The organism is Shewanella sp. AS1 (assembly GCF_021412565.1).
Taxonomy (GTDB): Bacteria; Pseudomonadota; Gammaproteobacteria; order Enterobacterales; family Shewanellaceae; genus Shewanella.
Window position 1 is genome coordinate 139,699 of sequence record NZ_JAKCLJ010000002.1, and the last position, 25,767, is coordinate 165,465.

Annotated in this window: 20 protein-coding genes; 5 read left to right on the forward strand and 15 right to left on the reverse strand. The window is 47.7% G+C overall.

Features of this window, described 5'->3' with window-relative positions; all coding sequences use genetic code 11:
* Positions 1-27: 27 nt before the first annotated feature.
* Positions 28-1,764 carry an IlvD/Edd family dehydratase gene (locus LZP69_RS04840; RefSeq protein WP_234199062.1) on the reverse strand — a complete coding sequence of 579 codons (1,737 nt, stop codon included), beginning with the start codon at positions 1,762-1,764 and terminating at the stop codon, positions 28-30.
* A gap of 193 nt (positions 1,765-1,957) precedes the next feature.
* On the opposite strand from LZP69_RS04840, the gene LZP69_RS04845 reads away from it, so the two are divergent.
* On the forward strand, positions 1,958-2,893 hold the full coding sequence (locus tag LZP69_RS04845; RefSeq protein WP_234199063.1) for a glycoside hydrolase family 43 protein: 936 nt from the start codon (positions 1,958-1,960) through the stop codon (positions 2,891-2,893).
* Between the two features lie 87 nt (positions 2,894-2,980).
* On the opposite strand, the gene LZP69_RS04850 is transcribed toward LZP69_RS04845, so the two are convergent.
* From LZP69_RS04850 to LZP69_RS04870, 5 genes are all read right to left on the reverse strand, one after another.
* The gene (locus LZP69_RS04850; RefSeq protein WP_234199064.1) at positions 2,981-3,703 is read right to left on the reverse strand and encodes a FadR/GntR family transcriptional regulator; all 723 of its coding nucleotides are present in this window, start codon (positions 3,701-3,703) and stop codon (positions 2,981-2,983) included.
* Positions 3,704-3,983: 280 nt separating this feature from the next.
* Positions 3,984-4,586 (reverse strand): beta-phosphoglucomutase family hydrolase, encoded by a 603-nt coding sequence (locus LZP69_RS04855; RefSeq protein WP_234199065.1) that lies wholly within the window; start codon positions 4,584-4,586, stop codon positions 3,984-3,986.
* 73 nt (positions 4,587-4,659) lie between these two features.
* On the reverse strand, positions 4,660-6,162 hold the full coding sequence (gene araA, locus LZP69_RS04860; protein ID WP_234199066.1) for an L-arabinose isomerase: 1,503 nt from the start codon (positions 6,160-6,162) through the stop codon (positions 4,660-4,662).
* Positions 6,163-6,194: 32 nt separating this feature from the next.
* The gene (locus LZP69_RS04865) at positions 6,195-6,890 is read right to left on the reverse strand and encodes an L-ribulose-5-phosphate 4-epimerase (RefSeq protein ID WP_234199067.1); all 696 of its coding nucleotides are present in this window, start codon (positions 6,888-6,890) and stop codon (positions 6,195-6,197) included.
* Positions 6,890-8,575 (reverse strand): ribulokinase, encoded by a 1,686-nt coding sequence (locus LZP69_RS04870; RefSeq protein WP_234199068.1) that lies wholly within the window; start codon positions 8,573-8,575, stop codon positions 6,890-6,892. The genes LZP69_RS04865 and LZP69_RS04870 overlap by 1 nt, the downstream gene beginning before the upstream one ends.
* A gap of 352 nt (positions 8,576-8,927) precedes the next feature.
* Between LZP69_RS04870 and LZP69_RS04875 the strand changes: the two genes are divergently transcribed.
* On the forward strand, positions 8,928-11,627 hold the full coding sequence (locus LZP69_RS04875; RefSeq protein WP_234199069.1) for a bifunctional acetate--CoA ligase family protein/GNAT family N-acetyltransferase: 2,700 nt from the start codon (positions 8,928-8,930) through the stop codon (positions 11,625-11,627).
* A gap of 51 nt (positions 11,628-11,678) precedes the next feature.
* Here the strand turns inward: LZP69_RS04875 and LZP69_RS04880 are convergent, their stop codons facing one another.
* Together LZP69_RS04880 and dmeF are read right to left on the reverse strand one after the other, a co-directional pair.
* Positions 11,679-12,098, reverse strand: coding sequence for a MarR family winged helix-turn-helix transcriptional regulator (locus LZP69_RS04880; protein WP_234199070.1), 420 nt, complete (start codon positions 12,096-12,098; stop codon positions 11,679-11,681).
* Positions 12,099-12,111: 13 nt separating this feature from the next.
* Positions 12,112-13,155: a CDF family Co(II)/Ni(II) efflux transporter DmeF gene (gene dmeF, locus LZP69_RS04885; protein ID WP_234199071.1), complete on the reverse strand. Its 1,044-nt coding sequence runs from the start codon at positions 13,153-13,155 to the stop codon at positions 12,112-12,114.
* 292 nt (positions 13,156-13,447) lie between these two features.
* Here dmeF and eco point away from each other — a divergent pair, with 292 nt between their 5' ends.
* Complete coding sequence (eco, locus tag LZP69_RS04890; RefSeq protein ID WP_234199072.1) at positions 13,448-14,059, forward strand: serine protease inhibitor ecotin; 612 nt, start codon at positions 13,448-13,450, stop codon at positions 14,057-14,059.
* A gap of 95 nt (positions 14,060-14,154) precedes the next feature.
* Here the strand turns inward: eco and LZP69_RS04895 are convergent, their stop codons facing one another.
* The 4 genes from LZP69_RS04895 to zwf are packed head-to-tail and all read right to left on the reverse strand — an operon-like array spanning position 14,155 to position 18,835.
* On the reverse strand, positions 14,155-14,796 hold the full coding sequence (locus LZP69_RS04895; RefSeq protein WP_234199073.1) for a bifunctional 4-hydroxy-2-oxoglutarate aldolase/2-dehydro-3-deoxy-phosphogluconate aldolase: 642 nt from the start codon (positions 14,794-14,796) through the stop codon (positions 14,155-14,157).
* 19 nt (positions 14,797-14,815) lie between these two features.
* Entirely contained in the window at positions 14,816-16,642 is a 1,827-nt protein-coding gene (edd, locus tag LZP69_RS04900) for a phosphogluconate dehydratase (RefSeq protein ID WP_234199074.1), read from the reverse strand.
* 9 nt (positions 16,643-16,651) lie between these two features.
* On the reverse strand, positions 16,652-17,350 hold the full coding sequence (gene pgl, locus LZP69_RS04905; protein WP_234199075.1) for a 6-phosphogluconolactonase: 699 nt from the start codon (positions 17,348-17,350) through the stop codon (positions 16,652-16,654).
* A 12-nt stretch (positions 17,351-17,362) separates the two neighbouring features.
* Complete coding sequence (zwf, locus tag LZP69_RS04910) at positions 17,363-18,835, reverse strand: glucose-6-phosphate dehydrogenase (protein WP_234199076.1); 1,473 nt, start codon at positions 18,833-18,835, stop codon at positions 17,363-17,365.
* 318 nt (positions 18,836-19,153) lie between these two features.
* Here zwf and LZP69_RS04915 point away from each other — a divergent pair, with 318 nt between their 5' ends.
* Positions 19,154-20,008 carry a MurR/RpiR family transcriptional regulator gene (locus tag LZP69_RS04915; RefSeq protein WP_234199077.1) on the forward strand — a complete coding sequence of 285 codons (855 nt, stop codon included), beginning with the start codon at positions 19,154-19,156 and terminating at the stop codon, positions 20,006-20,008.
* A 197-nt stretch (positions 20,009-20,205) separates the two neighbouring features.
* Positions 20,206-21,645, forward strand: coding sequence for a pyruvate kinase (gene pyk / locus LZP69_RS04920; RefSeq protein WP_234199078.1), 1,440 nt, complete (start codon positions 20,206-20,208; stop codon positions 21,643-21,645).
* A 241-nt stretch (positions 21,646-21,886) separates the two neighbouring features.
* Here pyk and LZP69_RS04925 read toward each other — a convergent pair whose 3' ends face one another.
* The 3 genes from LZP69_RS04925 to smrA all read right to left on the reverse strand — a co-directional run bounded on the left by LZP69_RS04925 (position 21,887) and on the right by smrA (position 25,572).
* Positions 21,887-24,163 (reverse strand): acyl-CoA dehydrogenase, encoded by a 2,277-nt coding sequence (locus tag LZP69_RS04925; protein ID WP_234199079.1) that lies wholly within the window; start codon positions 24,161-24,163, stop codon positions 21,887-21,889.
* 8 nt (positions 24,164-24,171) lie between these two features.
* Positions 24,172-24,810 carry a TetR/AcrR family transcriptional regulator gene (locus LZP69_RS04930; protein ID WP_234199080.1) on the reverse strand — a complete coding sequence of 213 codons (639 nt, stop codon included), beginning with the start codon at positions 24,808-24,810 and terminating at the stop codon, positions 24,172-24,174.
* A 168-nt stretch (positions 24,811-24,978) separates the two neighbouring features.
* Entirely contained in the window at positions 24,979-25,572 is a 594-nt protein-coding gene (gene smrA / locus LZP69_RS04935; protein WP_234199081.1) for a DNA endonuclease SmrA, read from the reverse strand.
* Between the last annotated feature and the right edge of the window lie 195 nt (positions 25,573-25,767).

The window sequence follows — 25,767 nt, forward strand, 5'->3', positions numbered from 1 at the left end:
GCATTATAAAAGAAAAACCTATCTTCTTTAATGAGAATGTGCGGGAATCTTTGCCCCGCGACATCCCAGCAGAAAATCGAAATCACAGCCTTCATCTGCCTGCAGCACATGCTGTTTAAACAGTGACAGGTAACCCGTCTCTATTGTGTCTGCTGGCATCTTGGCTAACTGATCTAAGCGTTGCTTGAGTTCCTCTTCGCTGATCTCCAATTCCAAGGTGCCGGCAAAGCTATCGAGTGAGATCATATCGCCATCACGCACTGCAGCCAGCGGCCCTAAAGCCTTGGCTTCGGGCGCCACATGTAACACCACAGTGCCAAATGCCGTGCCGCTCATACGCGCATCTGAGATCCGTACCATATCTTTTACCCCCTGCTTTAACAGCTTGGGAGGCAAGCCCATGTTCCCGACCTCGGCCATACCTGGATACCCTTTAGGACCGCAGTTTTGCAGCACCATGACGCAGGATTCGTCGATATCAAGCGCGTCATCATTGATCCGCGCTTTATAATCATCAAAACTTTTGAATACAACGGCCCGTCCTCGATGGCGCATCAGCTCAGGGGTGGCAGCAGAGGTTTTAATCACGGCGCCACGGGGGGCAAGATTGCCTCTAAGTACACGAATGCCACCCTGATCAACCAAGGGGTTTTCCATAGGCTTAATTACATCATCATTGTAGCAAGGAGCCGAACTCACGTTTTGCCACAGCGTCTTACCATTAGCCGTAAGCACATCTTTATCAATGATATTTTTATCACCTAATCGGCGTAAAACCGCAGGAAGACCACCAGCATAATAGAAATCTTCCATTAGATACTGTCCCGATGGTGCCAGGTTAACGAGTGTGGGGACATCATAGCCGTGATGCCAATCATCCAGGCTGAGTTCGACCCCTATTCGTCCTGCAATCGCTTTAAGGTGGATCACGGCATTGGTCGAGCCGCCTATGGCTGCATTGGTCTTAATCGCATTAATAAAGGAATTTCGCGTGAGAATTTTTGATAAGACGAGATCTTCATCCACCATCTCGACGATGCGCATGCCAGACATGTGCGCAAGCACATTACGCCGGGAATCCACTGCGGGGATGGCGGCATTATGGGGTAAGCTGGTGCCCAGCACCTCAGCCATACAGGCCAAAGTCGATGCCGTGCCCATGGTATTGCAAGTGCCGGTAGAGCGTGACATATCCCCTTCGGCGTTCATAAACTGCTCTAGGGTGATCTCCCCCGCCTGCAGCTGCTCGTGCATCTGCCAGACTAAGGTGCCGGAACCCACATCTTTACCTTTATGCTTACCATTAAGCATAGGGCCGCCTGTCACCACTATGGTGGGAATGTCACAGCTTGCGGCGCCCATTAGCAATGCAGGGGTGGTTTTATCACATCCTGTCATCAAGACGACACCATCGATGGGATTGCCTCGGATGGCTTCTTCCACGTCCATTGAGGCCAGATTACGGGTAAGCATGGCGCTAGGACGTAGGTTAGACTCGCCGTTGGAGAACACAGGAAACTCGACGGGAATCCCACCGGCTTCACGAATACCGTTCTTGACTCTTTGGGCCAGCTCTCTGAAGTGCCCATTACAAGGAGTCAGTTCAGACCAGGTGTTGCAGATCCCGATAACGGGTTTGTTCTGAAAATGGTGATCGGGTATCCCTTGGTTTTTCATCCAACTACGATACATAAAACCGTTTTTATCGTTGCTGCCAAACCAACTTGCAGATCGTAATGGCTTTTTATTTTTCTTATCGTCCATCTATCTACTTACCCCTTATTGTCCGACTCGGCGATAGATACAGGTCATGACCATCGCTAATGTTCGGGCGTTAAACAGAGTGAAATCACGCTAACGACATTTTTTGTGAAGTTTTACTTTAAGGGTCGTTGCGTATGTGCAAAACTATTGGTATTACTATAATACTAAAAAGCAGGATTACAATAGAGGATTTATGAAAAAATGCATTTTGGGACTGTGCTTAACTTTTAGCACCAGTGTATTTGCCGCAAACCCGTTATTTAACGATGTTTTTACCGCCGATCCCGCAGCGATCGTCCATGACGATACAGTCTACCTTTACACTGGCCATGATGAAGCCAAAGACAACCGTGTTTTCTTTGAGATGCATGACTGGCTAGTATTCAGCTCTAAAGATATGGTCAACTGGGAAGCCCATGGTCCCAAGCTTGCGACTAAAGATTTCAGCTGGGCAAAAGGAGATGCTTGGGCTGCTCACGTGATTGAAAAAGATAATAAATTCTACTGGTATGTGACTGCTCGTCACGCCACCATTAATGGATTTGCTATCGGTGTTGCCGTTGCTGATTCACCTTTAGGCCCCTTTAAGGATGCCAGAGGCACGGCGTTAATTACTAACGATATGACTACAGATACTGAGATTGACTGGGATGATATCGATCCGGCTGCCTTTATCGATGATGATGGTCAGGCGTATATTTTCTGGGGCAACACTAAACCCAGATATGCCAAGCTTAAAGACAATATGATAGAACTCGATGGCCCTATCCATGCTATCGACATTCCAGATTTCACCGAGGCGCTCTGGGTGCATAAAAAAGGTAAAACCTATTATCTTTCGTATGCTTCAGGTTTCCCTGAAAAAATTGCCTATGCCACTAGCGACAGTATTCATGGTCCCTGGAAGTATCAGGGCTTATTAAATGAAGTTGCCGGTAACTCACCGACCAACCATCAGGCAATTATTGAGTTTAAGGGCAAAGATTATTTCATCTACCACACTGGGGCTTCTCAAGATGGTGGCGGTGAATTTAGACGTGCTGTTGCTATCGATCCGCTTTATTACAATGAAGATGGCACTATTAAGCTTATCCATATGACAACGAAAGGGATCACACAAGCCCAATAATGTCAGCCTATCTGACTGAGTCATAAAAAAATGCCTAACATAAGTTAGGCATTTTTTTGTGTGATACTTGACCCTTTATCTGAGCGGCTAATTTTTACGGCTATCAACGTTCTTGTTTACTGTCTCTTGAGAGGTCGATAGCAGACTCGTCATCGCCGCTTTGGCGCCTTCGCTGTCACCGGCTTCTATCGCAGTATAAATCGCCTTATGCCCCGGCAGAGACTCGGTAAAATCATCGGCAAAGTTACTACTGACTCTAAACACTTGCAGCAAAGCCGACTGAATCGATCCCCCAAGGGAAACCATAAACTCATTGTTGGTACCATCGAGAATAGCCATGTGAAAGTCGATGTCCGTGGTATAGATCTCATCTGTACCCAGCTCGGCATTCTCCATCTTGTAGTAACACTCTTTGATCTGCTCTAACTGCTCTGGCGTGCATTTTTTCGCGGCTAGCTCTGCGGCGGCAGGTTCAAACACGGCACGTATTTCATAAAGCGATGTGTAGAACTCTGGTGAAGGCTTGGACTCTGAGAACCAGCCTAAGATAACAGGGTCGAACATGTTCCAATAACGGCGCTCTCGAATACGGGTTCCCAGTTTAGGCCGCGACTCGATCAAACCTTTCGCCGTAAGCACCTTAAATGCCTCACGCAAGGATGTACGGGAGACTTCAAGCTCCTCACAAATGGTGATTTCGTTAGGGATGTACTCACCTGGCGCGTAATAACCACTGACGATACGTGAACCTAGCTCACTCGCTACCCAAGTGTGAATATTTTGTGGTCTATTACTTACATGATTCGCCATCACGCCCTCTCATTTTCATCCTGAACACCCGAAAACTTACATAGGAACAAAGTACAAACAGGCTCAGCTAAGTGTTGATTAATATGATGATTTTAAATTATCGCTTAGGGATTAATCACGAATGCGCCTGTGCAAGAGCCTTTAATCCTCATTTGTTTTTCAACGCCAATCTTAATGGGATACTTCTTTTATTACAATGAATTAATAACAGGATTTAAGCATAAAACCCAAGAGCTATAGATACTTGGCTCAGATAAATCATCATATATGATAAATTGTGTTATTGGCGAAAATAGTCGTTCTCTATCCCAAGCTCCGCCAACACATCCACCACAGCCATACCGGCGCGCTGCGCTGCCTCTATCCCTAGCTTGGCATCTTCAAATACCACACAGTTTTCAGGTTTAACGCCCATTAACTCGGCGCAGCGCAAGAAGGTATCAGGCGCAGGCTTAGGTGCATTGACTTGATCGGCACCCACTATGTGATCCACAAGATCGATAAGGCCGCACAGAGTTAAGATCTCAACCGCCTCCTGAGTGTACGCCCCAGTGCCGACCGCCATAGGTCTGACCCCGTGATTCTGTTTGGCAAAGTCAATCAAACACGTGGGGTTGACATGCTGGTGCATGATCTTGCGTACAATCGCCTCTTTAAAGTCGTTGATCGCCTGATTGCTTTCACTTGTGGTGACATTAAAATGCTTCTTGAGGATCTCTATGGTCTCCACAGTAGGGACACCGGCTAGAGAGCGCATAAGCGGCGCATCTATTGGGATCTGAAAATGAGACAGGGTTTCTCTCCAGGCCACTTCATGGAGCTGGCCGCTGTCGACTAGCGTACCGTCCATATCAAAGATAATTGCATCAAATTCGTTATACATAAAACCCCAAAAAATAAACTGGTACAAAATAAATAGCCGCCATAAAGGCGGCTATTTGGATCAAGATCCGAGCTTACAGACCTCGTGCCAGACCATAATAAACTGAATTGTGTCTCAGTTCATTCTTAAGCTGACGAATATTGGTATTTTCATCGATGATCACCAGCTCAGCACCGGCTATCTCAGCGAAATCAACTATGTTGTCTGTGCTAACCGACTGACTGTAGGCTGAGTGGTGAGCGCCACCAGCATGGATCCAAGCTGCTGCGGCAACTGATAGATTCGGCTTAGGCTCCCACAGCGCAGAAGCCACTGGCAGATGTGGTGTATCTTCTGGTGGTGTGACAGTATCTAACTCGTTAAGGATAATACGGAAACGGTTACCCATATCGATTGTCGATACGTTAATAGCAGGACCCGCTTTACCGGTAAACAACAGACGCGGTACATCGCAGCGCAGACCAATAGTGTGCAGATGCACCTCAAGACGAGGTTTTGCTGCAGCAATCGATGGACACACTTCTAACATGTGCGCACCTAATACTTGATCGGTCGCGCCAAAGTTATAGGTGTAGTCTTCCATGAATGAGGTGCCGCCATTACGGCCTTCACCCATTACTTTCATGATGCGAACCATGGCAGCCGTTTTCCAGTCACCCTCACCGCCGTAACCAAAACCTTGAGACATCAGGCGTTGAGTCGCCAGTCCTGGCAGGCCTGTCATACCGGTTAAGTTTTCAAAACAGTTGGTGAAAGCGCCATACTGACCAGCAACTAGGAAGTTTTTCATTCCCACTTCGATACGCGCTTCTTTGCGTAATTTATCTAGCTGGAAATCATCGGTGAACACAGACTCATTGATCTGATAATCCTGGCGATAATTCTCGATTAACGCGTTGATATCAGCCTCAACAACGGCTTCAATAGCTTCGTTCAGTTCGCCTAAGCTGTGGGCGTTAACTTCATAACCAAACTGGATCTGGGCTGCTACCTTGTCACCTTCAGTCACAGCCACTTGACGCATGTTGTCACCAAAGCGTGCAACTTTGAGGTTACGGCTCTCATGCCAACCTGCTGCGGCGCGGCACCAGTCGTCCACTTCAGTCTGTACAGCGTTTGTGTTCCAGTGACCCACAACCACTTTACGCTCTTTGCGCATGCGGGTGCCGATGAAACCAAATTCACGACAGCCATGAGCACTCTGGTGAGTATTCATGTAGTTCATGTTGATTTCAGACCAAGGCAGCTCAGCATGGAACTGAGTATGCAAGTGCATAAATGGCTTGCTCAGCTCATTAAGACCGGCGATCCACATCTTGGCGGGTGAGAAGGTGTGCATCCACAAAATCACACCGATACAGTTTGCATCGCTGTTTGCCGCCTGACAGACCGCATAGATCTCACGTGGTGACTTAACCGTTGGCTGATAAACTACCTCGGTACCGATCAGACTTGATTGATTAAAACCGGCAACGATCTCCTGGCTATTTTTAGCCACTTGTTCCAATACTTTTGGCCCATACAGGTCTTGAGAACCTGTGATAAACCAGACTTGCTTTTTAGACATAGGATTCATGATCTTTTACTCCAATTAAACTGGTCAACGGCTTATTTTGACTGCCCGTAGTAGGCGTTCTTACCGTGTTTACGCAAATAGTGTTTATCCAGGATCCCTTGCTTTAATGCACCCACACTTGGGGCTAAGGTCTTGGTTAAATATGCCATTCTCGCGATCTCTTCGAGCAAGACGGCGTGATAAACTGATTTAGCGGCACTGTCTCCCCAGGTAAAAGGCGCATGTCCTGCCACTATTACCATAGGCGATTCTTTAGGTGTGCGATCGGCAAAACATTCTAAAATCTGTACGCCTGTTTCCTCTTCATAGTCCCGAGCGATCTGATCGTCACGCATCACAGCCGTACAAGGGATCTCACCATAAACATAATCGGCATGGGTCGTACCATAACAAGGGATAGGCAGCTGAGCCTGTGCCCAAGCGGTGGCATAGGTCGAATGGGTATGGGTCACACCGCCTATGCTATCCCACTGACGATACAGATAAGTATGTGTCTTAGTATCCGATGAGGGATTTAAGTGACCATCGACCACATTATTTTCCAGATCGACGATAACGATATCTTCAACCTTTAAATCTTCATAGGGTATGCCACTGGGTTTAATGGCGATCACCCCATGTTGACGGTCTACCTGAGATACGTTACCAAAGGTGTAAGTCACCAACTTACGCTTCTCGAGTTCCATGTTGGCTTCATACACTTGCTGTCTTAACTCACGATAATACATTAAGCTTCTCCCCCATCGACAAATTGACCTAGCTTGATATAACCCTGATAAAGGGATTGATAAATCTCGGCGTTTTCGGCATTAGGCTGATAGGTTTTCACCACTTTCGATGCCATCACCTCTTGTGCGACATGCACACTTGGGAAAACACCGGCGGCTGTGGCGGCATAGATGGCCGCACCTAAAGCGCAGCTCTGCTCACTCTCAAGCACATCGATTGGACAGTTCCAGACATCGGCGCAGGTTTGCATGACGAAATCCGATTTCTTGGAGATCCCGCCTATGGTTACCACCTGATTAATGGCCACCCCTTCCTCGACAAAACGGTCAATAATGGCTTTGGCGCCAAAGGCGGTAGCTTCAACTAGCGCTTTAAAAATCTGCGGCGCCTGACTGCCCATGTTCAGCCCACTTATCGCCATAGCAACCGATTGATCCGCATCCGGTGTACGGCGACCATTGACCCAATCTAGGGCCACAATGTCGTTAACACTAATAGGCAGTTGACTGGCCGCATCGCCAAGCTGACGTAAAATTTGCCCTTCGATCTCTTCTACCAGTTTAGCCTTTGTCGCTTCATCGACAATGGTGGATGTGGCCACATTTTTCAGTGGCCAACACAGGACATTCTTGAACCAGGCGTAGAGATCGCCAAAGGCGCTCTGCCCTGCTTCGAGTCCAATCATGCCAGGCATGACAGAGCCATCGACCTGACCACAGATCCCCTTGATACAACGATCGCCAATATCCTCATAAGAGGCGATGGTGATATCACAGGTAGAAGTTCCCATCACTTTGGTGAGTACGCCGGGTTTAACATTGGCACCAATCGCGCCAGCGTGACAGTCAAAGGCACTGAAAGAGACCACTACATCGGTTGACAGCCCCAGTTTTTCCGCCCACTCGTCGGTCAATTTGCCACAGACAGTGTCGGCAGTTCGGGTCTCTTTGGGTAAACGGTCACGCAGACCATCGAGCAGTGGATCGATGCCGACAAAGAAATCATTAGGTGGATAACCGCCCCAGCTTTCGTGCCACATTACTTTGTGACCCGCGGCGCAACGCCCAGCAATTAACTTGTCAGGATGATTTGTGCCGGTTAACAGCGCCGTCATCCAGTCACAGTGTTCAACCCAAGCATAAGCTGCATCGCGCACTCTCTTGTCCTGACGCAGCACATAAAGCGCCTTGGCCCAGAACCATTCAGAAGAGTAAATGCCGCCTTCATACTTGAGATAGTTAATGTCGTTGGCATTGGCAGCGGCAGTGATCTCCTGAGCTTCTTTAATGGCGCAGTGATCTTTCCACAGCACAAACATGGCATTAGGGTTTTCAGCAAACTCAGGCTTTAGGGCTAAGGCTACGCCTTGCTCATCAATCGCGATAGGCGTCGAGCCTGTGGTATCGAAACATAAACCACACACTTTTTCAGCGGCGCCAGCTGGTAGTTGGGACCACAAACCATTAACCGCCTCAATCAAAGATTCAGTGTAATCTAGGGGGTGTTGACGGAATTGGCTAGACACAGGATCGCAATACAATCCTTTACTCCAGCGTGGGTAGTAAACAACATGGGTAGCAAGCTCTGCCCCATTTGTTGTATCGACTAACAAGGCCCGAACTGAGTCTGAACCAAAATCTAACCCTAAAGCATAAGACATCTTTATCCCCATAACATTATGCATATGACAATAACAAACTATAATTGTACTACAATACTACGATAATTTTATTTAGGTTGAAATACTATTTTTAACTATTCTTAATCGACCCTATAACATTTGAATTATCTGTGACCTTGTGAAACGCACTCGCCCCTTGTGACATGGGCTAATGACGTCAACTTAGTGCGTGAAACGAACCAACAAACCAGCTAATGACTTTCAACATTTACCTACACTAAATTCAGAACTAGTTTTAGAAGTACATTCAGTAAAAAATTAGTTATCCCGTTAAATTTCTACAGAAAATTGTTTAACTGAGTTACACTCATTTGCGGCGCTTAGTCTCTACAAAGCGATGTCACGGGAGATAAAAATGAGTCAACGGACCCTACCCTCTTTATTTAAACCGAGATCGGTCGCCATTATTGGCGCATCCAATGGCAAAAATCGTGCTGGCAATGTTGTGATGCGTAACTTGCTCTCCGGTGGCTTTTCAGGTCCCATCATGCCCGTGACCCCAAAATATGAAGCTGTGCAAGGGGTACTTGCCTACCCCAGCATCGAAGCCCTGCCGATGAAGCCCGATCTGGCCATTATCTGCACAGCGGCAACGAAAGTGCCGGCCATAGTAGAGCGACTGGCTCAGTTTGGTTGTAAGGTCGCCATCATCCTTGCCTCAGCAATGGCACTGCAATCGGATGAAGAGGGTAATAATTTACTCGAGTTGACCCGAGCCCATGCCAAACGCTACGGCATGCGTTTACTCGGCCCCAATAGTCTTGGCATGATGCTACCCAATATCGGGCTCAATGCCAGCCTGGCTCATACCAGTGCCCTGCCCGGTAAAATCGCCTTCGTGTCTCAATCATCGGCCATCTGCACAACCGTGCTCGATTGGGCCAATAATAAGGGCATAGGCTTCTCCTCTTTCATCTCATTGGGCGATGCCACAGACATAGATTTCGACGAGTTACTGGATTTTCTTGGCCGCGATGGCCGCACCAGTGCCATCATGCTCTATATCGACTCAATCAATGAGAAACGTCATTTCCTCTCTGCCGCGAGAGCTGCTGCCAGAAACAAGCCCATCTTAGTGATCAAATCTGGCCGCAGCATGGAGGGGACAACCGCCGCCAAGCTGCATACGGGGGGAATTGGCGGTAATGACGCCGTTTATGAAGCGGCATTTCGCCGCGCAGGGATGCTTAGGGTCAATGATTTAGTTGAGCTATTTGCCGCCTTGGAGACGATTGCACACTCATCGCCGCTGCAGGGCGAGCGACTCGCCATTTTAACCAATGGCGGTGGCCCTGCCGTGCTGGCTCTCGATCAGTTGATGCTGGCTGGAGGCAAAGCGGCCCTGTTGGAGAAAGATACCATTGAGGCGCTCGACAACTTATTGCCTAATACTTGGTCAGGGCAAAATCCTATCGATATCGGCGGTGATGCCGATGCCAAACGTTACTGCGACAGTCTTAAAATTCTAATGGATGCCAACATAGCCGATGCCATCTTAATACTCCACTCGCCGTCGGCACTGGGAGACAGCATGGAGATAGCGGAGGGGATTGTTAATGTGATAGCGAGCCATCCTAACCGTAACAGGGTCAATATCTTAACTAACTGGAGTGGCGAAGACTCTGCCTATCGAGCCCGCAAACTGTTTAATAAGGCGAGCATTCCCACCTACCGCACACCCGGAGGTGCGGTCGGGGCATTTATGCATATGGTGGAATTTCGGCGCAATCAGAAGCTGCTTCAGGAAGTACCACAATCTATTCCCGATAACATTCCCACAGATGCAACCCTGGCCAGACAACTGCTCAATGAGGCCTTGGATAAGAATAAACGGGTACTTGAGACCCATGAGTCGAGCCGAATCTTGGCCGCCTATGGCCTTAATACCATAGAGACCCATTTCAGTAAGGATGCTGAGCATGCCGTCAGCATTGCCGAGCAGATTGGTTACCCTGTCGCCCTTAAGGTGCAGTCACCGGATATCCATTATAAGTCTGATGTTCAAGGGGTGATGCTAAATCTCACCAGTGCCGATGAGGTCAAACAGGCGGCGAATGCCATGATAAATCGGGTCCACAGCCTAGATCAGAGCGCCACAATAGAGGGACTTATCGTACAGAAAATGGCGCTGACCGCAGGCGCACAAGAGATCCGCGTTGCGGTTCTTAGCGATCCCGTATTTGGCCCGGCCATCTTCCTCGGTGAAGGAGGCTCTGAATGGCAACCTACCACAGACGCGGCCGTTGCCCTGCCGCCACTGAATATGGCGCTGGCACGTTATATGGTGATCCAGGCACTAAAAAGTCATAAGCTAAAAGACAGGCACCTGCCGCTCGGACTGAACATGCATGCCCTGTGTGTCATGCTGACCCAGATCTCTCACCTCATCATAGATTGCCCTGAAATTGCCGCGCTGGATCTTAATCCTGTGCTGTGCGCCGGTGAGCAGATCACCCTATTGGATGTGAATATTCAGCTGCAAACCTGCCCGTCAGATAATACTAACCGCCTGGCTATTAGCCCCTATCCCAAAGAGCTGGAGCAGTATGCCACCTTAAAGAATGGGCTCGAGATCATGCTGCGCCCGATTTTGCCCGAGGATGAGCCCAAACACCTGGCGTTCGATAATTCTCTCTCCGATGAGGACAGATATAAACGCTATTTTGGTGTGCGTTCTAAGATGACCCATGAGGAGATGGCAGTATTAACTCAGATAGATTACGCCAGAGAGATGGCCTTTATTGCCACCACAAAAGGTGAAGATGGGGATGACATTACCTTGGGCGCTGTGCGTGCATCGATAGACCCTGACAATACCGAAGCCGAATTTGCCATGGCGGTTCGCAGCGATCATCAAGGGCTTGGCATAGGAAAACTATTACTGGAAAAGTTGATCAGCTACTATAAGACCAATGATACAGAGCTGCTGACGGGTTTCACTATGTTCGAGAATCGCAATATGGCCAATCTGGCTAAGAGCCTTGGCTTTACCGTGACCTTCGATATGGAAGAGCAGCTGATCAAGATGGATATGCCGCTAAAATCTGCCCAATAAGCACAGATTTCAGCGATAAGCTAAGGAGAATAAACGAAAGTGGCGTAAAACTCAGAACTCCCGATTCATCTGTTCAAAGAACTGCAATAACAGCTGCAGCTCTTGATCACTGAATTTGGCCGTGATCTGATTAGTCAGCCCATGATGCAACTGGTCATGCTCTTTATAGATCCCTAAACCGACGTCAGTTAAATCCACAAGAATCGCGCGGCGATCGGCTTGATGGGCCTTGCGAATGACCAAGCCCGCCTGCTCCATCTTGTCTATCTGTACCGTCAGGGTGCCTGTGGTGATCCCCATCTTCTCAGCCAACTCTTTCATCCGCATGGCGCCGTTAGCCCCTAAGATCTCAACGGCGTGGATCTGGGGCAGCGAGTAACCTGTGTCTTTGACCACCGAAGCCTCCCAGGAGGAGAGCTTTTCATAAAACTCTACAATTTCATGGCTTAATCTATCTTGTGCCTGTTTCATCTCGCCTCCACCATCATTTAACACTGGAAACGGCCGATTGAGACGAGCAATCGCAGGTAAAGACCTCAACGGTCAGATGATGGATACGATTGAAGCGACTGAGTTTCGCTTTAAAATACTCGGCCGATTTAGGCTCATGACTCACAATCGAGATCACGGCAGCATGGTGATCGGCACTCACAGGCCACACATGAATGTCGCTCACCTGATGATCCCTCTCATCTTCGACACATTGGACAATTTTCTCAACATACTTTGGATCGATACTGGCATCGAGCAAAATTGGGCCCGTCTGCTTGACTAAGCCCCATGCCCAACTAGTAATGATGACGGCGCCGACAATGCCCATCACAGGGTCAAGCCAAGTTAAGCCCAGATACTTACCAAAGAGTAAGGCGCCAATGGCAAGTAAGGACGTCAAGGCATCCGCAAGCACATGGAAATAGGCCGCTCTCAGATTATGGTCATGTCCGTGATGATGTCCGTGTTCATGCTCATGCTCATGCTCATGCTCATGCTCATCATTATGAGCGTGAGCATGGTGATGGTGTCCATGAGAGTGATGATGGTGATGATGGTGATGATAATCATGACTGTGATGATCTTTCAACAGAAACACAGATACCACATTGACAGTCAGGCCGATAAAGGCGACCAAAATGGCCTCATTAAAATGAATGTTTTCAGGGTTTAATAAGCGGCTAACCGACTCAACAACCATCAAAAGTGCCACTAGGCCTAATGCTATCGCACTGGTAAATCCACCCAACACGCTCACCTTTCCCGTGCCAAAAGCATACTTGGGATCATCGGCATATTTTCTTGCATAGTAATAAGCGAATAAGGTGATCAGAAACGCCGCAGCATGAGTTCCCATGTGCCATCCATCGGCCAAGAGCGCCATCGAACCATAGAGCGTTCCGGCGACAATTTCAGCCACCATAGTGACTAGAGTCAAATAGAGCACATATCGGGTATTACGTTCACCACTACTGTTGATCTTGGCAAATTGATGTGAGTGTTGCCAGGATTCGATACCATGTTTTTGAAGGGCCATATGCCATCCTTGTAGATTGAATGCGACTTATACGCTTGTTTTGCTGTACTTACTTTGACGCACTTACTTTGAAAGTCAAACAATCATAAATGAATTACTTTGACTATCAAAGTAAAAATATACACTCACCTTTAACCCTTTTTACTCACTCCTGCGTTTATAGCTCCAACTCTTCAAGAGAAACGCTTTAATTGAAAAGCATTTTATTAGAAGTACTTCGTCAGAAGTAACGCTGAAAAGCGAATATAAAATCAGTTACAAACAGAGAACCCAGTTCACTACAGGAGTCAGTATGAAAGCTTACTTTATCTCACTTAAACAACTTGCCTTAGCCAGCACGCTGTTTTGTCTAAGCGCCGCACTCATTTGCCTTAGCACTTCGACATTTGCCAGGACACTACCTAAACCAGAGCAAAACCCTTCAAACCCAATCACAATCGACGTTTTCGCGCATGATACTAAGGCGCTGCCAGATACTATCAAGATGTTCCCCATACCCGATACTGGCATGGAGCTACATCTGCTTACCTTAGAGAAGCTAGCTGACGAAACTCGCTATAAGATTGAAATTGAGATAGGCATCACGGCGCAGCTTGACTGCAATAAACACAGATTGATTGGCAACATAACAGAGCAGAGTCTGCCTGGATGGGGTTATCCCTACTATCGCCTTAATAGCCTAAAGCTAGGTGCAAGTACTAGAATGGCCTGCCTGCAGCAGATGACAAAAAGCCAATTTATAGCTCTACCTGACGCCATCACTTTAGCTTACGACAGTCGCTTACCTAAGCTGTTTTATCTGCCAGAGGGCTCAGTATTAAGATACAAGATCTGGCAGAGCAAAGAAGATTATCACTATTCACCCAATATGAGACCCCAAGTTGGAGTCGCGCCGACCCATTAACGGCATAGCCAACTTAGCTTTTGTCATACAGATGTAAAATGTAAAAAACCTCTGCTAAATCTAAGTTAGCAGAGGTTTTTAATCAGCAATAAGACCTAAATACCCGAAATCGCATCTTTACACAACTGAGTAATTCGCTGCCAATCGCCCTGCTCCATCGCATCTGTTGGTGCAATCCAGCTGCCGCCAATGCAATCAACATTGCTGAGCGCCAGATAATCTTTGTAATTACTTGGGCTGATCCCGCCTGTTGGACAGAAACGGATCCCCTTTAGCGGGCCAGCGAAAGCCTTCAGCGCATTAACGCCACCAGAGGCTTCTGCAGGGAAAAACTTAAAGTTGGTGTAACCCAAAGCCATACCCGCCATCACCTCAGAGATGCTCGCAACCCCAGGGATCAAAGGCACAGAGCCAGACATAGCCGCCTTAAGCAATTCAGTGGTAGCACCCGGGGTGATAACAAACTGGGCTCCCGCCTCTACTGCTTGAGCTAGCTGTAATTCATTTAAGATAGTCCCGGCGCCTACTATCGCCTCAGGTACTTCCTGGGCAATCTTAGTGATGGCCTCCAGCGCGCAAGGAGTTCTTAATGTCACTTCAAGTACGCTTATCCCACCGGCGACTAGGGCTCGGGCTAAGGGAACCGCATCTTCAATCTTATTAATCACCATCACAGGAACGATTGGGCTGCGTTTAAAAATATCTTCTGGTTGAATTGACCAATTATTCTTAGCCATGCTTTCTCTTCCTCAAGGATTAATAATTTTCGTCTATGGCCGTTGTGCTGCGAGCACCGGTCTCAGGACTACTGAAATTTGAACGCAAGGCGGCGAACAGCTCACGCCCCATGCCGTAACTAGAAGGACGCAGATTAACGCGCTCGGCTTCCCTGGCATCGAGTACAGCCTGGTCAACCAAGAGGCTGACTTCACCCGTATTCGCATCGACGCGGATCAGATCGCCATCGTGTATTTTGGCAATAAGGCCACCCTCTAACGCTTCTGGTGTTAAATGGATCGCCGCCGGCACCTTGCCCGATGCGCCGGACATACGGCCATCAGTCAATAGTGCGACCTTAAAGCCTTTATCCTGCTGGGAGCCTAAAATGGGGGTGAGTTTGTGCAGCTCTGGCATACCTATGGCTTTAGGGCCCTGACCTTTCACCACCACCACGCAATCTTTATCAAGCTCACCAGCTTTAAAGAGTTGCTCCAGTTTGTTTTGATCGTCGATCACCAGCGCAGGCGCTTCGACAACACGGTGCTGCTCAGCAACTGCAGAAACCTTTATCACCGCTCGGCCGAGGTTACCCTTAAGCAGTTTTAAACCACCATTGTTCTGGAAAGGCTGAGATACTGAGGTCAAGACCTCTTTATCCAGTGACTCGCTCGGCCCTTCGACCCAAACCAGCTCATTGTCGAGTAGACGAGGCTCCTGGGTATAACGGCGCAGACCAAAGCCAGCCACAGTATTCACATCTTCATGCAATAAATTGGCATCAAGCAGCTCTTTTATCAGCAGCGCCATACCGCCAGCAGCATGGAAATGGTTGATATCGGCATGGCCATTGGGATAAACCCTTGCTAACAGCGGCACGGCATCGGAAAGCTCGGAAAAATCATCCCAGTTTACAATAATGCCAGCTGCTCTTGCTGCAGCGACTATATGCATTGTCAAATTGGTTGAACCACCGGTTGCCAAGAGTGCAACTATGCCATTGACAATCGATTTTTCATTAACCACTTCACCGATAGGCGTATACTGAGTGCCCATCTCTGTCAGGCGACACACCTGTTTTGCCGCCATTTTGTTTAAGGCTTCGCGCAGTGGATCGTCAGGATTAACAAAAGAGGAACCCGGCAGTTGCAGTCCCATCACTTCAAGCATTAACTGATTACTGTTTGCCGTACCGTAGAAAGTACAAGTTCCCGCACTGTGATATGACTTAGACTCGGCATCGAGCAATGCAGCGCGATCCGCTAAGCCTTGAGCAAACTGCTGTCTAACTCTCGCCTTTTCTTTATTGGGAATCCCCGAACGCATCGGCCCTGCTGGTACAAACAGCATAGGCAGATGACCAAAACTGAGGGCTCCAATCAGTAAGCCTGGGACAATCTTGTCACAGATCCCAAGTAACAATGCCCCATCAAACATATTATGGGATAAGCCCACAGCCGTAGACATGGCGATCACTTCGCGGCTAAGCAAACTGAGCTCCATGCCAGGCTGCCCCTGAGTCACACCATCACACATGGCTGGCACACCCGCAGCGACTTGGGCGACACTGCCTACTTCATGACAGGCATCTTTCAATAATTGAGGATAAGTTTCGTAAGGTTGGTGCGCAGAAAGCATGTCATTGAATGCGGTGACTATGCCTATGTTGGCCTTGGTTAAGGCCTTAATTGCACTCTTGTCAGCAGGACTGCAGGCCGCAAAACCATGGGCTAAATTACCACAGCTTAAACTGCTGCGATGAACACCATTAAACTTGGCCTCATCAAGTGCTTTGAGATACTGAGCACGGGTATGTTTACTACGCTCAATGATTCTATCGGTTACTGTCTGTACTACTGTGTGCATAAAAACTCCTTAAGCGCTCCAATAAACATCAACGGGTGTATGACGTTGCGCGAGTACTGCACGGATCGGCATGGTCAACGCATCATCACTTTCGAGCGCCTTGCGGTAAACGGCTAGCTTTTGTTCACCAACTATGTGTAAATAAATTTGGCGGCTGGCGAGTATGCCTTTCTTAGAAATGGTGATCCTGGCATGGGGTGCCGTGGTTGGGTTGACCGCCAAGCATAAAGCGTTCGTCGATAACGCCTGCTCTATCTCCGCCGAACAAGGGAACCATGAGCAAGTATGGCCGTCATTCCCCATCCCCACCACTACAACGTCGAAGGGTTTCGGCAAGTTAGCTAACTGTTCTATCGTCATATCACACCCCGTTTCTGGGGATGAGAACATATTCTTTAGACCACGAAACTTGGCGCTTGCTGCACGATTTTGTAATAAATGCTCAAGCACCAGTTTCTCGTTGGAATCATCGGACTGTGTATCGACCCAGCGCTCATCGGCCAGAGTGATATAAACACTGCCCCACTCGATCGACTTATGACTGAGCAGCTCAAACAGGGCTAGCGGGGTCGAGCCACCGGAAACCACCAGGCTGGCTTTGCCTCTGGCATCTATCGCCGCTTGTAATTGCCCAGCGATGCGGTCTGCCAGCTGCGATTCCAGCATTTTTTTATCATCAAATAATTTGAATACAGATTCTTTAATCATCAGAATTCCCCCCTACTCGTCCCAGGAGCGGCCATCTTTGGCTATCAAAGCAACTGATGCAACTGGCCCCCAACTACCTGCAGGATAGGGTTTAGGCTTCTCATTACTCTGGAGCCAAGCCTGAATAATGCCATCGACCCATTTCCAGGCTTGCTCCACCTCATCACGGCGTACGAACAAGGCCTGATTACCCAGCATGGCCTCAAGCAGCAGACGCTCGTAGGCATCGGCGATACGATCATTTTTAAAAGTATCGGAGAAACTTAAATCCAACTTAGTGGTTTGCAGTCGCTGTTTTTGCTCAAGTCCCGGCACCTTATTCATCATCTGAATTTCAACACCTTCATGGGGCTGTAAACGGATAGTGAGCTTATTGGGTGGCAGGTTACGATAACTTGAACGATAGAGGTTATGGGGCGGATTCTTGAAATAAACAACAATCTCTGAACTCTTGGTTGGCATACGTTTTCCGCTTCGCAGATAAAATGGTACGCCAGCCCAACGCCAGTTATCTATGTCGACACGCAGCGCAACAAAGGTTTCCGCATAAGATTGAGTATTAGCGCCTTCCTCTTCCAAATAACCAGGTACGGGACTGCCTTTTAGGAAACCTGATGAATATTGGCCGCGAACGGTATTTTCATAGATGTTATCGGCATCTATCTTACGCAGGGATTTGAGCACTTTTACTTTTTCATCGCGAATGCTGTCGGCATCGAGATTCACGGGCGGATCCATCGCAACTAAGGTTAACACCTGCAGTAGATGATTTTGGATCATGTCCCGCATCTGACCGGCTTTATCGAAATAGCCCCAGCGGCCTTCGATACCCACCTCTTCGGCAACCGTGATCTGCACATGATCGATAGTCCGGTTATCCCACTTAGAGGCAAATAATGAGTTGGCAAAACGCAAAGCGATAAGATTCTGAACCGTTTCTTTACCTAGATAATGGTCGATACGGTAAACCTGATTCTCGTTGAAATAGGCACTGACCTGATCGTTGATCACTTTAGAGGATTCAAGATCCGAACCGATTGGCTTTTCGAGGACGACGCGCGTCTCTGGGGTAATAAGATTTTGTTCATGCAGACAGCGACAGATATCGCCGAAAATAGCCGGGGGCGTGGCAAAGTAGTTGACCATGACTCGTTTGCTCGGGTCGACCACCTCATGGAAGGCTTTATATCCTTCGGCTTCGGTAAAATTAGTACCTATATAGGAGCAACGCTCAATAAAACGAGCCAGCGTTTCTGAACATAAGGGCTCTTTGACAAAGCTATTGAGTGATTTTACGACTAACTCTTGAAACTCATCCTGGCTAAAGGCATCTTTTGCCACGCCAAGCACTTGAGTTTCTTTATGAAGCAAACCAGCCTTATCAAGCTGATAGAGAGAAGGTAACAACTTACGGCGAGCTAAATCGCCTTTGGTTCCAAACAGTACAAAATCACAAGCCCTAGCTTCTGCTGATGTCATGCCCATAGCGGTCAAATCTCCTAAGTCACGATCCCTCATCATTTTGATGAAAAACCGAATCGTCTCGCATAATTGTTGTAATATAACAACATAACTTATTTATTGCACCATTATTTTGTAAATAATGTACTATCAGTAAACTAGTAACAAGACACTAAAGTCTGATATGATTTTTCATATTAACTAACTATAAATAGTAGTTAGTTTGCTTCGCAGTTCGACCATGGTTCCTTGTCTATAGCAAACTTTAGCAGCTTTTATTTGTTTGTTGAGTGACATAAAAGAATAAATATAATTACATTACTATCCAGTGGATGTACGCATATGAATACCCTAGAAAAGGTACAAAAAAGCCTAACACAATTCAGTAAATCTGAGCGCAAAGTCGCTGAGGTGATCTTGGCTTCTCCACAGACAGCCATTCACTCCAGTATTGCGACTTTAGCTAAGATGGCCGATGTGAGTGAGCCAACGGTAAACCGTTTCTGTCGTCGCTTAGACACCAAAGGGTTCCCTGACTTTAAACTGCATCTGGCACAGAGCCTGGCTAACGGCACCCCTTATGTCAGCCGCCATGTTGAAGAGGATGATAGCCCAGACTCTTATACAACTAAGATTTTCGAATCATCAATGGCAGCACTCGATACTGCCAGACAGAGCATGGATACCGCTGCAATCAATAAAGCCGTAGATATCCTGACTCAGGCGAAGAAAATTTCCTTCTTTGGTTTAGGCGCCTCCTCCTCTGTTGCCCACGATGCACAAAACAAGTTCTTCCGCTTTAATGTTCCAGTGATCTGTTTTGACGATGTGTTGATGCAGCGCATGAGCTGCATTAACAGCAGTGAAGGCGATGTTGTGGTACTTATCTCTCACACAGGCCGTACTAAGTCTTTGATTGATATAGCACGTCTTGCAAGAGAAAATGGAGCCGCTGTTATCGCTATTACCTCGCGTAATTCGCCTCTCTCTAACGAGTGTACTCTGCCTGTAACCATGGAAGTGCCTGAAGATACAGACATGTATCTGCCCATGGCTTCTCGCCTGGCACAGCTGGTTATTGTGGATGTACTCGCGACCGGCTTTACTCTACGCCGCGGCCCACGTTTTAGAGAAAGTCTCAAGCGGGTTAAAGAGGTATTAAAAGAATCACGTATCGATAAAGATCCGATCCTCTAAATCTCATTTTATAACGATAAAAAAGCGACCATAATTATCTGGTCGCTTTTTTTTTGGTCTATTATTGCTCTAATTGAGTTGTATCTCACAAAAATAATAACTTGAGCTAGGTCATTTTGTTTGTAATTTTCCTACAATTTTTACGACTGTCTGTTAAAATGAAGCCAGATGTTATTTTAAATTAAACGGAGTATCACATGTTCCGAAGAACCAAAATCGTTACCACTCTCGGCCCAGCTACCGATCGCGACGACAATCTACGTCGTATTATCAAAGCGGGTGCAAACGTTGTTCGACTCAACTTCTCACACGGCTCACCAGAAGATCACCTTAAGCGTGCTACAGACGTGCGAAACATCGCCAAAGAACTTGGCGTACATGTTGCGATATTAGGCGATCTGCAAGGTCCAAAGATCCGTGTATCAACCTTTAAGGACAATAAGAAGGTACAGCTTGATTTAGGTAAGAGCTTTATCTTAGACGCCGACCTTGAGAAAGGCCAAGGCGATGAAAATCAAGTAGGTATCGATTATAAGGAACTGCCGCAGGACGTTAGCCTAGGCGATATTCTGATGCTCGATGATGGTCGCGTGCAGTTAAAAGTCGAAAAAGTAGAAGGCAATAAAGTCTTCACGACTGTGACTGTTGCTGGCCCGTTATCAAATAACAAAGGGATCAACAAGAAAGGCGGTGGACTCTCTGCTGCTGCGCTGACTGAAAAAGATAAGCAGGACATTATTACTGCTGCCAATATTCAGGTAGATTACCTAGCCGTCTCTTTCCCTCGCTCAGGCGCCGATCTAAACTATGCTCGCGAACTGGCCCGTCAGGCAGGTAGCAACGCCTTAATCGTCTCTAAAGTTGAGCGTGCAGAAGCCGTTGCCTCCGATGAAGCGATGGATGATGTGATTTTAGCGTCTGACGCTGTGATGGTTGCCCGTGGCGATCTTGGTGTTGAGATTGGCGATGCGGCACTGGTGGCAGTGCAGAAGAAACTGATCAGCCGTTCACGTCAACTAAACAAGAGCGTGATCACTGCGACCCAGATGATGGAGTCTATGATCAGCAGCCCAATGCCTACCCGCGCCGAAGTGATGGACGTAGCTAACGCAGTGCTTGATGGTACGGACGCTGTGATGTTATCGGCAGAAACTGCCGCCGGTGATTTTCCAGAAGAAACCGTATTGGCTATGGCCAATGTCTGTCTTGGCGCCGAATCACACCCAAGTGTACAGGTGTCTAAGCACCGTCTCGATGAGCGTTTTAGCTCGGTTGAAGAGACGATTGCCCTTTCGACCATGTACGCTGCTAACCACCTTGAAGGTGTTAAGGCTATCGTTGCCCTGACAGAATCGGGGGCGACTCCACAGCTGATGTCACGGATCAGCTCGGCGCTGCCAATTTTTGCCCTGTCGCGCCATGAAGTCACTCTGGCTAAAATGGCTTTATACCGTGGTGTGCAGCCTTTCTACTTTGACTCTACGGTTCACAGTGCCGATCTCCTGGCTCAAAGAGCATTGGAAGCCCTCACAGCGGCTGGTTACCTTAAAAGTGGCGACCTGGTATTAATGACCAAGGGTGATGCGATGGAAACTATCGGTGGCACCAACACTTGTAAAGTATTGGTCGTTGCTTAAGGTTCTTGAGTGCCAAACGAGAGCCTCTGTTGAATAAAACAAGGCTCTATTAAGTCCTGGCATCTAGCAGTCTGGTGACTTGTAATTAGCCACATTGTCTTGCTAACAGCCATCAGGGTCTTGCAACAGCCATGGTGAAGATATGAAAAAGGTACCTCAAAGGTACCTTTTCTATTTCTAAAGTCTCTATATTTCTGAATAGTATTTTTAGATCTATTACAAACTTACTGTAGGCTAATAACTACAACTGACTGAAATCATCCACTGCGATAGCAACTTTACGCAAACTGTCTGCTTCTACCAGACGCTTATGTTCACTTTCTGTAATAGTGCCATTATCGAGTGCCTCCTGATATAAAGACAAAGCCGCCTGTTTTTTCGACAGCTTGCCTGACTTCTGGGCCGATTTCAGCTTCACATGTAAGGGCTGACAAGCCACCTGAGCGAGAAACGCCTGCTCAACCTCGGCTATGCCGCCCTTATCACCTTTGATATTAGGGCATAAGAAGGTCATTCTCTCCCTTGCAGGGCCTGGCTTTAGCAAGCCCTTACACAGCTCTACGGAGAGATTATCCTCAGGCTGATTAAAGTGATTCCCCAGCGGGAAGATCAACGCCCTCATCAACCAAGCAACCGGACGATTAGGGAAGTTTTTAAGCGCTCCTTGCAAGGCTTGAGCGGCATTGTACAAACGTGTTTGCATCACATAGTGCACTATGGGCAGATCATCCTGCTGACGCCCATTATCCTCAAACAGTTTTAACGTTGCCGAACCAAGATAAAGCTCGCTTAAAACATCTCCAAGCCGCGCCGACAGCATCTCTTTCCGCTTAAGATCGCCGCCCATGATCAACATGGCAAAATCTGTCATAAAGGCCAATGCCGCAGACAAACGGGTCATAGATTTGTAATATTTTTTGGTCGAGCCACTCACGGGCGCACTGTTAAACCGGCTTCCCGTCAAAGCACTAAAAAAGGCACTGAAGGCGTTTCTTGCTGCATAACTCATGTGAGATAACAAGAGGTTATCGAACCTTTGCAGCGCGGCACTCTGATCTTCCATCGCCACAGTTTCCATCTCTGCCAACACATAAGGATGACAGCGAGTGGCTCCCTGGCCGAAGATCATCAGGCTACGGGTAAGAATATTGGCACCTTCAACCGTTATCGAAATGGGTGTCGCCATATAGTTATGGCCAAGATAATTCTTGGGGCCAAGTTGTATCCCCTTACCCGCTTGGATATCCATAGCATCATTAATAACGCTGCGCCCCATCTCTGTCATATGGTATTTGGCAATGGCGGTCACAACCGAAGGTTTGACTTTTAAATCTATCCCTGTGGTGGTTAAACAGCGAGCCGCCTCCAGCTGATAGGTGTTGCCGATAATGCGTGCAAGGGCTTCCTGCACCCCCTCGAAATGACCGATAGCCATGCCAAACTGATGCCTGATGGCGCTGTAGGCCGTGCTCGTCTTAGTGGCCACATGTCCAGTGGCGGTCGCCAATGCGGGAAGCGAGATCCCGCGGCCCGCAGACAGACATTCGACCAGCATACGCCAGCCCCTGCCAGCATATTGAGGACCACCTATGATCCAATCTAGAGGAATAAACACATCCTCACCTTGAGTGGTGCCATTCATAAATGCCAGTTGCAGTGGATTATGACGCGAGCCTATCTTGACGCCTGGGTGATCCGTCGGAATGAGTGCACAGGTGATACCTATCTCCTGCTCATCACCCAGCAACCCCTCAGGGTCTCTCATCTGAAACGCAAGACCCAGCACAGTTGCTACGGGTGCCAAGGTGATATAGCGCTTATCCCAGGTCAGACTTAAACCAAGCACCTCTTCGCCATTGAACTTGCGACGACAGACTATGCCCTCATCTGGGATAGCTCCAGCGTCAGAACCCGCTTCCAGCCCAGTTAATGCAAAACAGGGGATCGCATCCCCTTTCGAGAGCAAAGGCAGCCAATGTTCACGCTGTTCTTTGGTGCCATAATGGGTCAATAGTTCGCCCGGTCCTAACGAGTTAGGCACCATGACACTGACAGCTGCACTCACGCTGCGACTGGCAAGTTTGCTGACTATGGTTGAGTTGGCGTAAGCAGAGAAGGCTTTGCCGCCATATTGCTTTGGAATGATTAGGGCAAAGAACCCCTCTTTCTTGAAATAGTCCCAAAGCTCAGGGGGTAAATCTTTGCGATTATTGACGATATCGTGATCATCTATCATGGTGAGCGCTGTCACCACTTGATTATCGATAAAAGATCTCTCCTCTTCGGTCAGCCTTGGCTTACCGTAGCTATGCAGAGTATCCCAATTGGGCTTTCCTCTGAACAGCTCAGCTTCCCACCAGACATCTCCCGCTTCCATCGCCTCTTTCTCAGTGCTGGAGAGTTGGGGTAACACTTTCTTAAAGAAGAAGAAAATGGGCCGTGTGATCAATTGCTGACGAATACTTTTCACGCCCAAAAGCACTATTACTGCTAATAGTATAAGAATAAAAACCGTCATAACGCCCCCTATTGGGTAGACACAGGAACTGCAACACCCGCAGCAAGATATGGGATCACTTTACGAATAACAGCCTCAATATCGTTATGTTCATTGAAGTCCGCCGCAGCAATTTCGGTGAGTGCATCAGCCGATGCCATAGTGAAAACGACCGTACCTAAGGTAAAGTGTAGACGCCAAAACATCTCCGCAGGCGGAATGTGGGGAGTACTTTCGGTGACAGCTTTAACAAACTTTCTCAGATGTTCACCATAGTGGGTTGTGATAAACCAGCGCAGGTGCCCCTGACTCTCGATATATCCCCGCCCCAAGAGCTGCAGGAAGGTACCAGTGCCCTCGGCCTTGAACTTATTAAGCTCAAGCAAAGGTTTAACCAGGGAAGAGAAAATAGCATGTAATGACGGTTCGCCCGCTTGTTTAAGTTGCTCAATCTCATTGGCCGCATCGGGCATGAAACGATCTAAATAGCGTGCTAATACGGCTCTGATAAGCTCTTTTTTCGAACCAAAATGGTAATTGACCGATGCAAGGTTCACCTCGGCTTTACTTGTGATCAAGCGCAGTGATGTATCTGAAAATCCACGCTCGGCAAATAATTTTTCTGCGGCATCCAATATTCTGCTTTTCGTGTCGGATCGGTTTGCCATTGTGTAACCCTGTTTAATTTAAACGTGCGTTTAAATTAAACAGATGTACGCCCAAAGTCAACCAGCAATGTTAACCTAATTTAAGTCACGCAACATGAAAGGATAAAACGAAAAACAGTGGATTGAAATGGCCGTAAATTAACACATAAGATAAATGAAAACGCGCTGTTAAATAAACCGCAGATGCCCGCCTTTGGCGGTTAGCTCACGGGTATTGAGCCGCGCCGTCTCACTCTTTATCAGCATGACCATTAACGCACCCTCGCCCCCCTGCGCTTTAATCGCACTGTGAAATGCTATCACCCCAGATAACTGAGGTAACCAAGCTGCCACAGCTGACTTTAGCTGCGCGGGAAAAGGCTTATTGTTGACTCCTGTACCATGAATAATAAGCACATTACGCAGTCCCTGGCGCTGACTGGACTCAATAAAATCATAGAGCTGCTCTCTAGCACGGGAAAGCCCAGAGTTTTTTATATCCAGCATACCTTGGCTTTGGTATTTCCCTTGGCGGAACAGTTTAAACACACCAGACTGGATCCCTTCACTGCGATAACAGATTATCTCATCGGGTGCACGCAGAGGGATCTCACTTAGCTCCAGAGACAATCTAGCCAACGCCTCTCTCTTTTTCGTGGCCGCATAGCGCTGAGCCTGCTGCTGATCAATTGTCGCCGTTACAAGATTCACTTTCGAGGTTGCATCTAGAGGTACCACATCAGCCATGGCATCGAGAAATAGATTCAATTCATCTTCGGCCATTATTCTCTCCCTGCTTTACGGTAGAAAGTTTGCGATAGAAAGTTTGCAATAGCAGCTCACAATATAAAGGTATGATAGAAGCTCATAAAAAGCGCTCACCCTAATCTGCGAAGAACCAAAATTATTACCAGCAAGCAGCCCAAATACAAGCACACAAAAGCAGCAAGTGTCCAATAGCCGAGTTTTTCACCATAA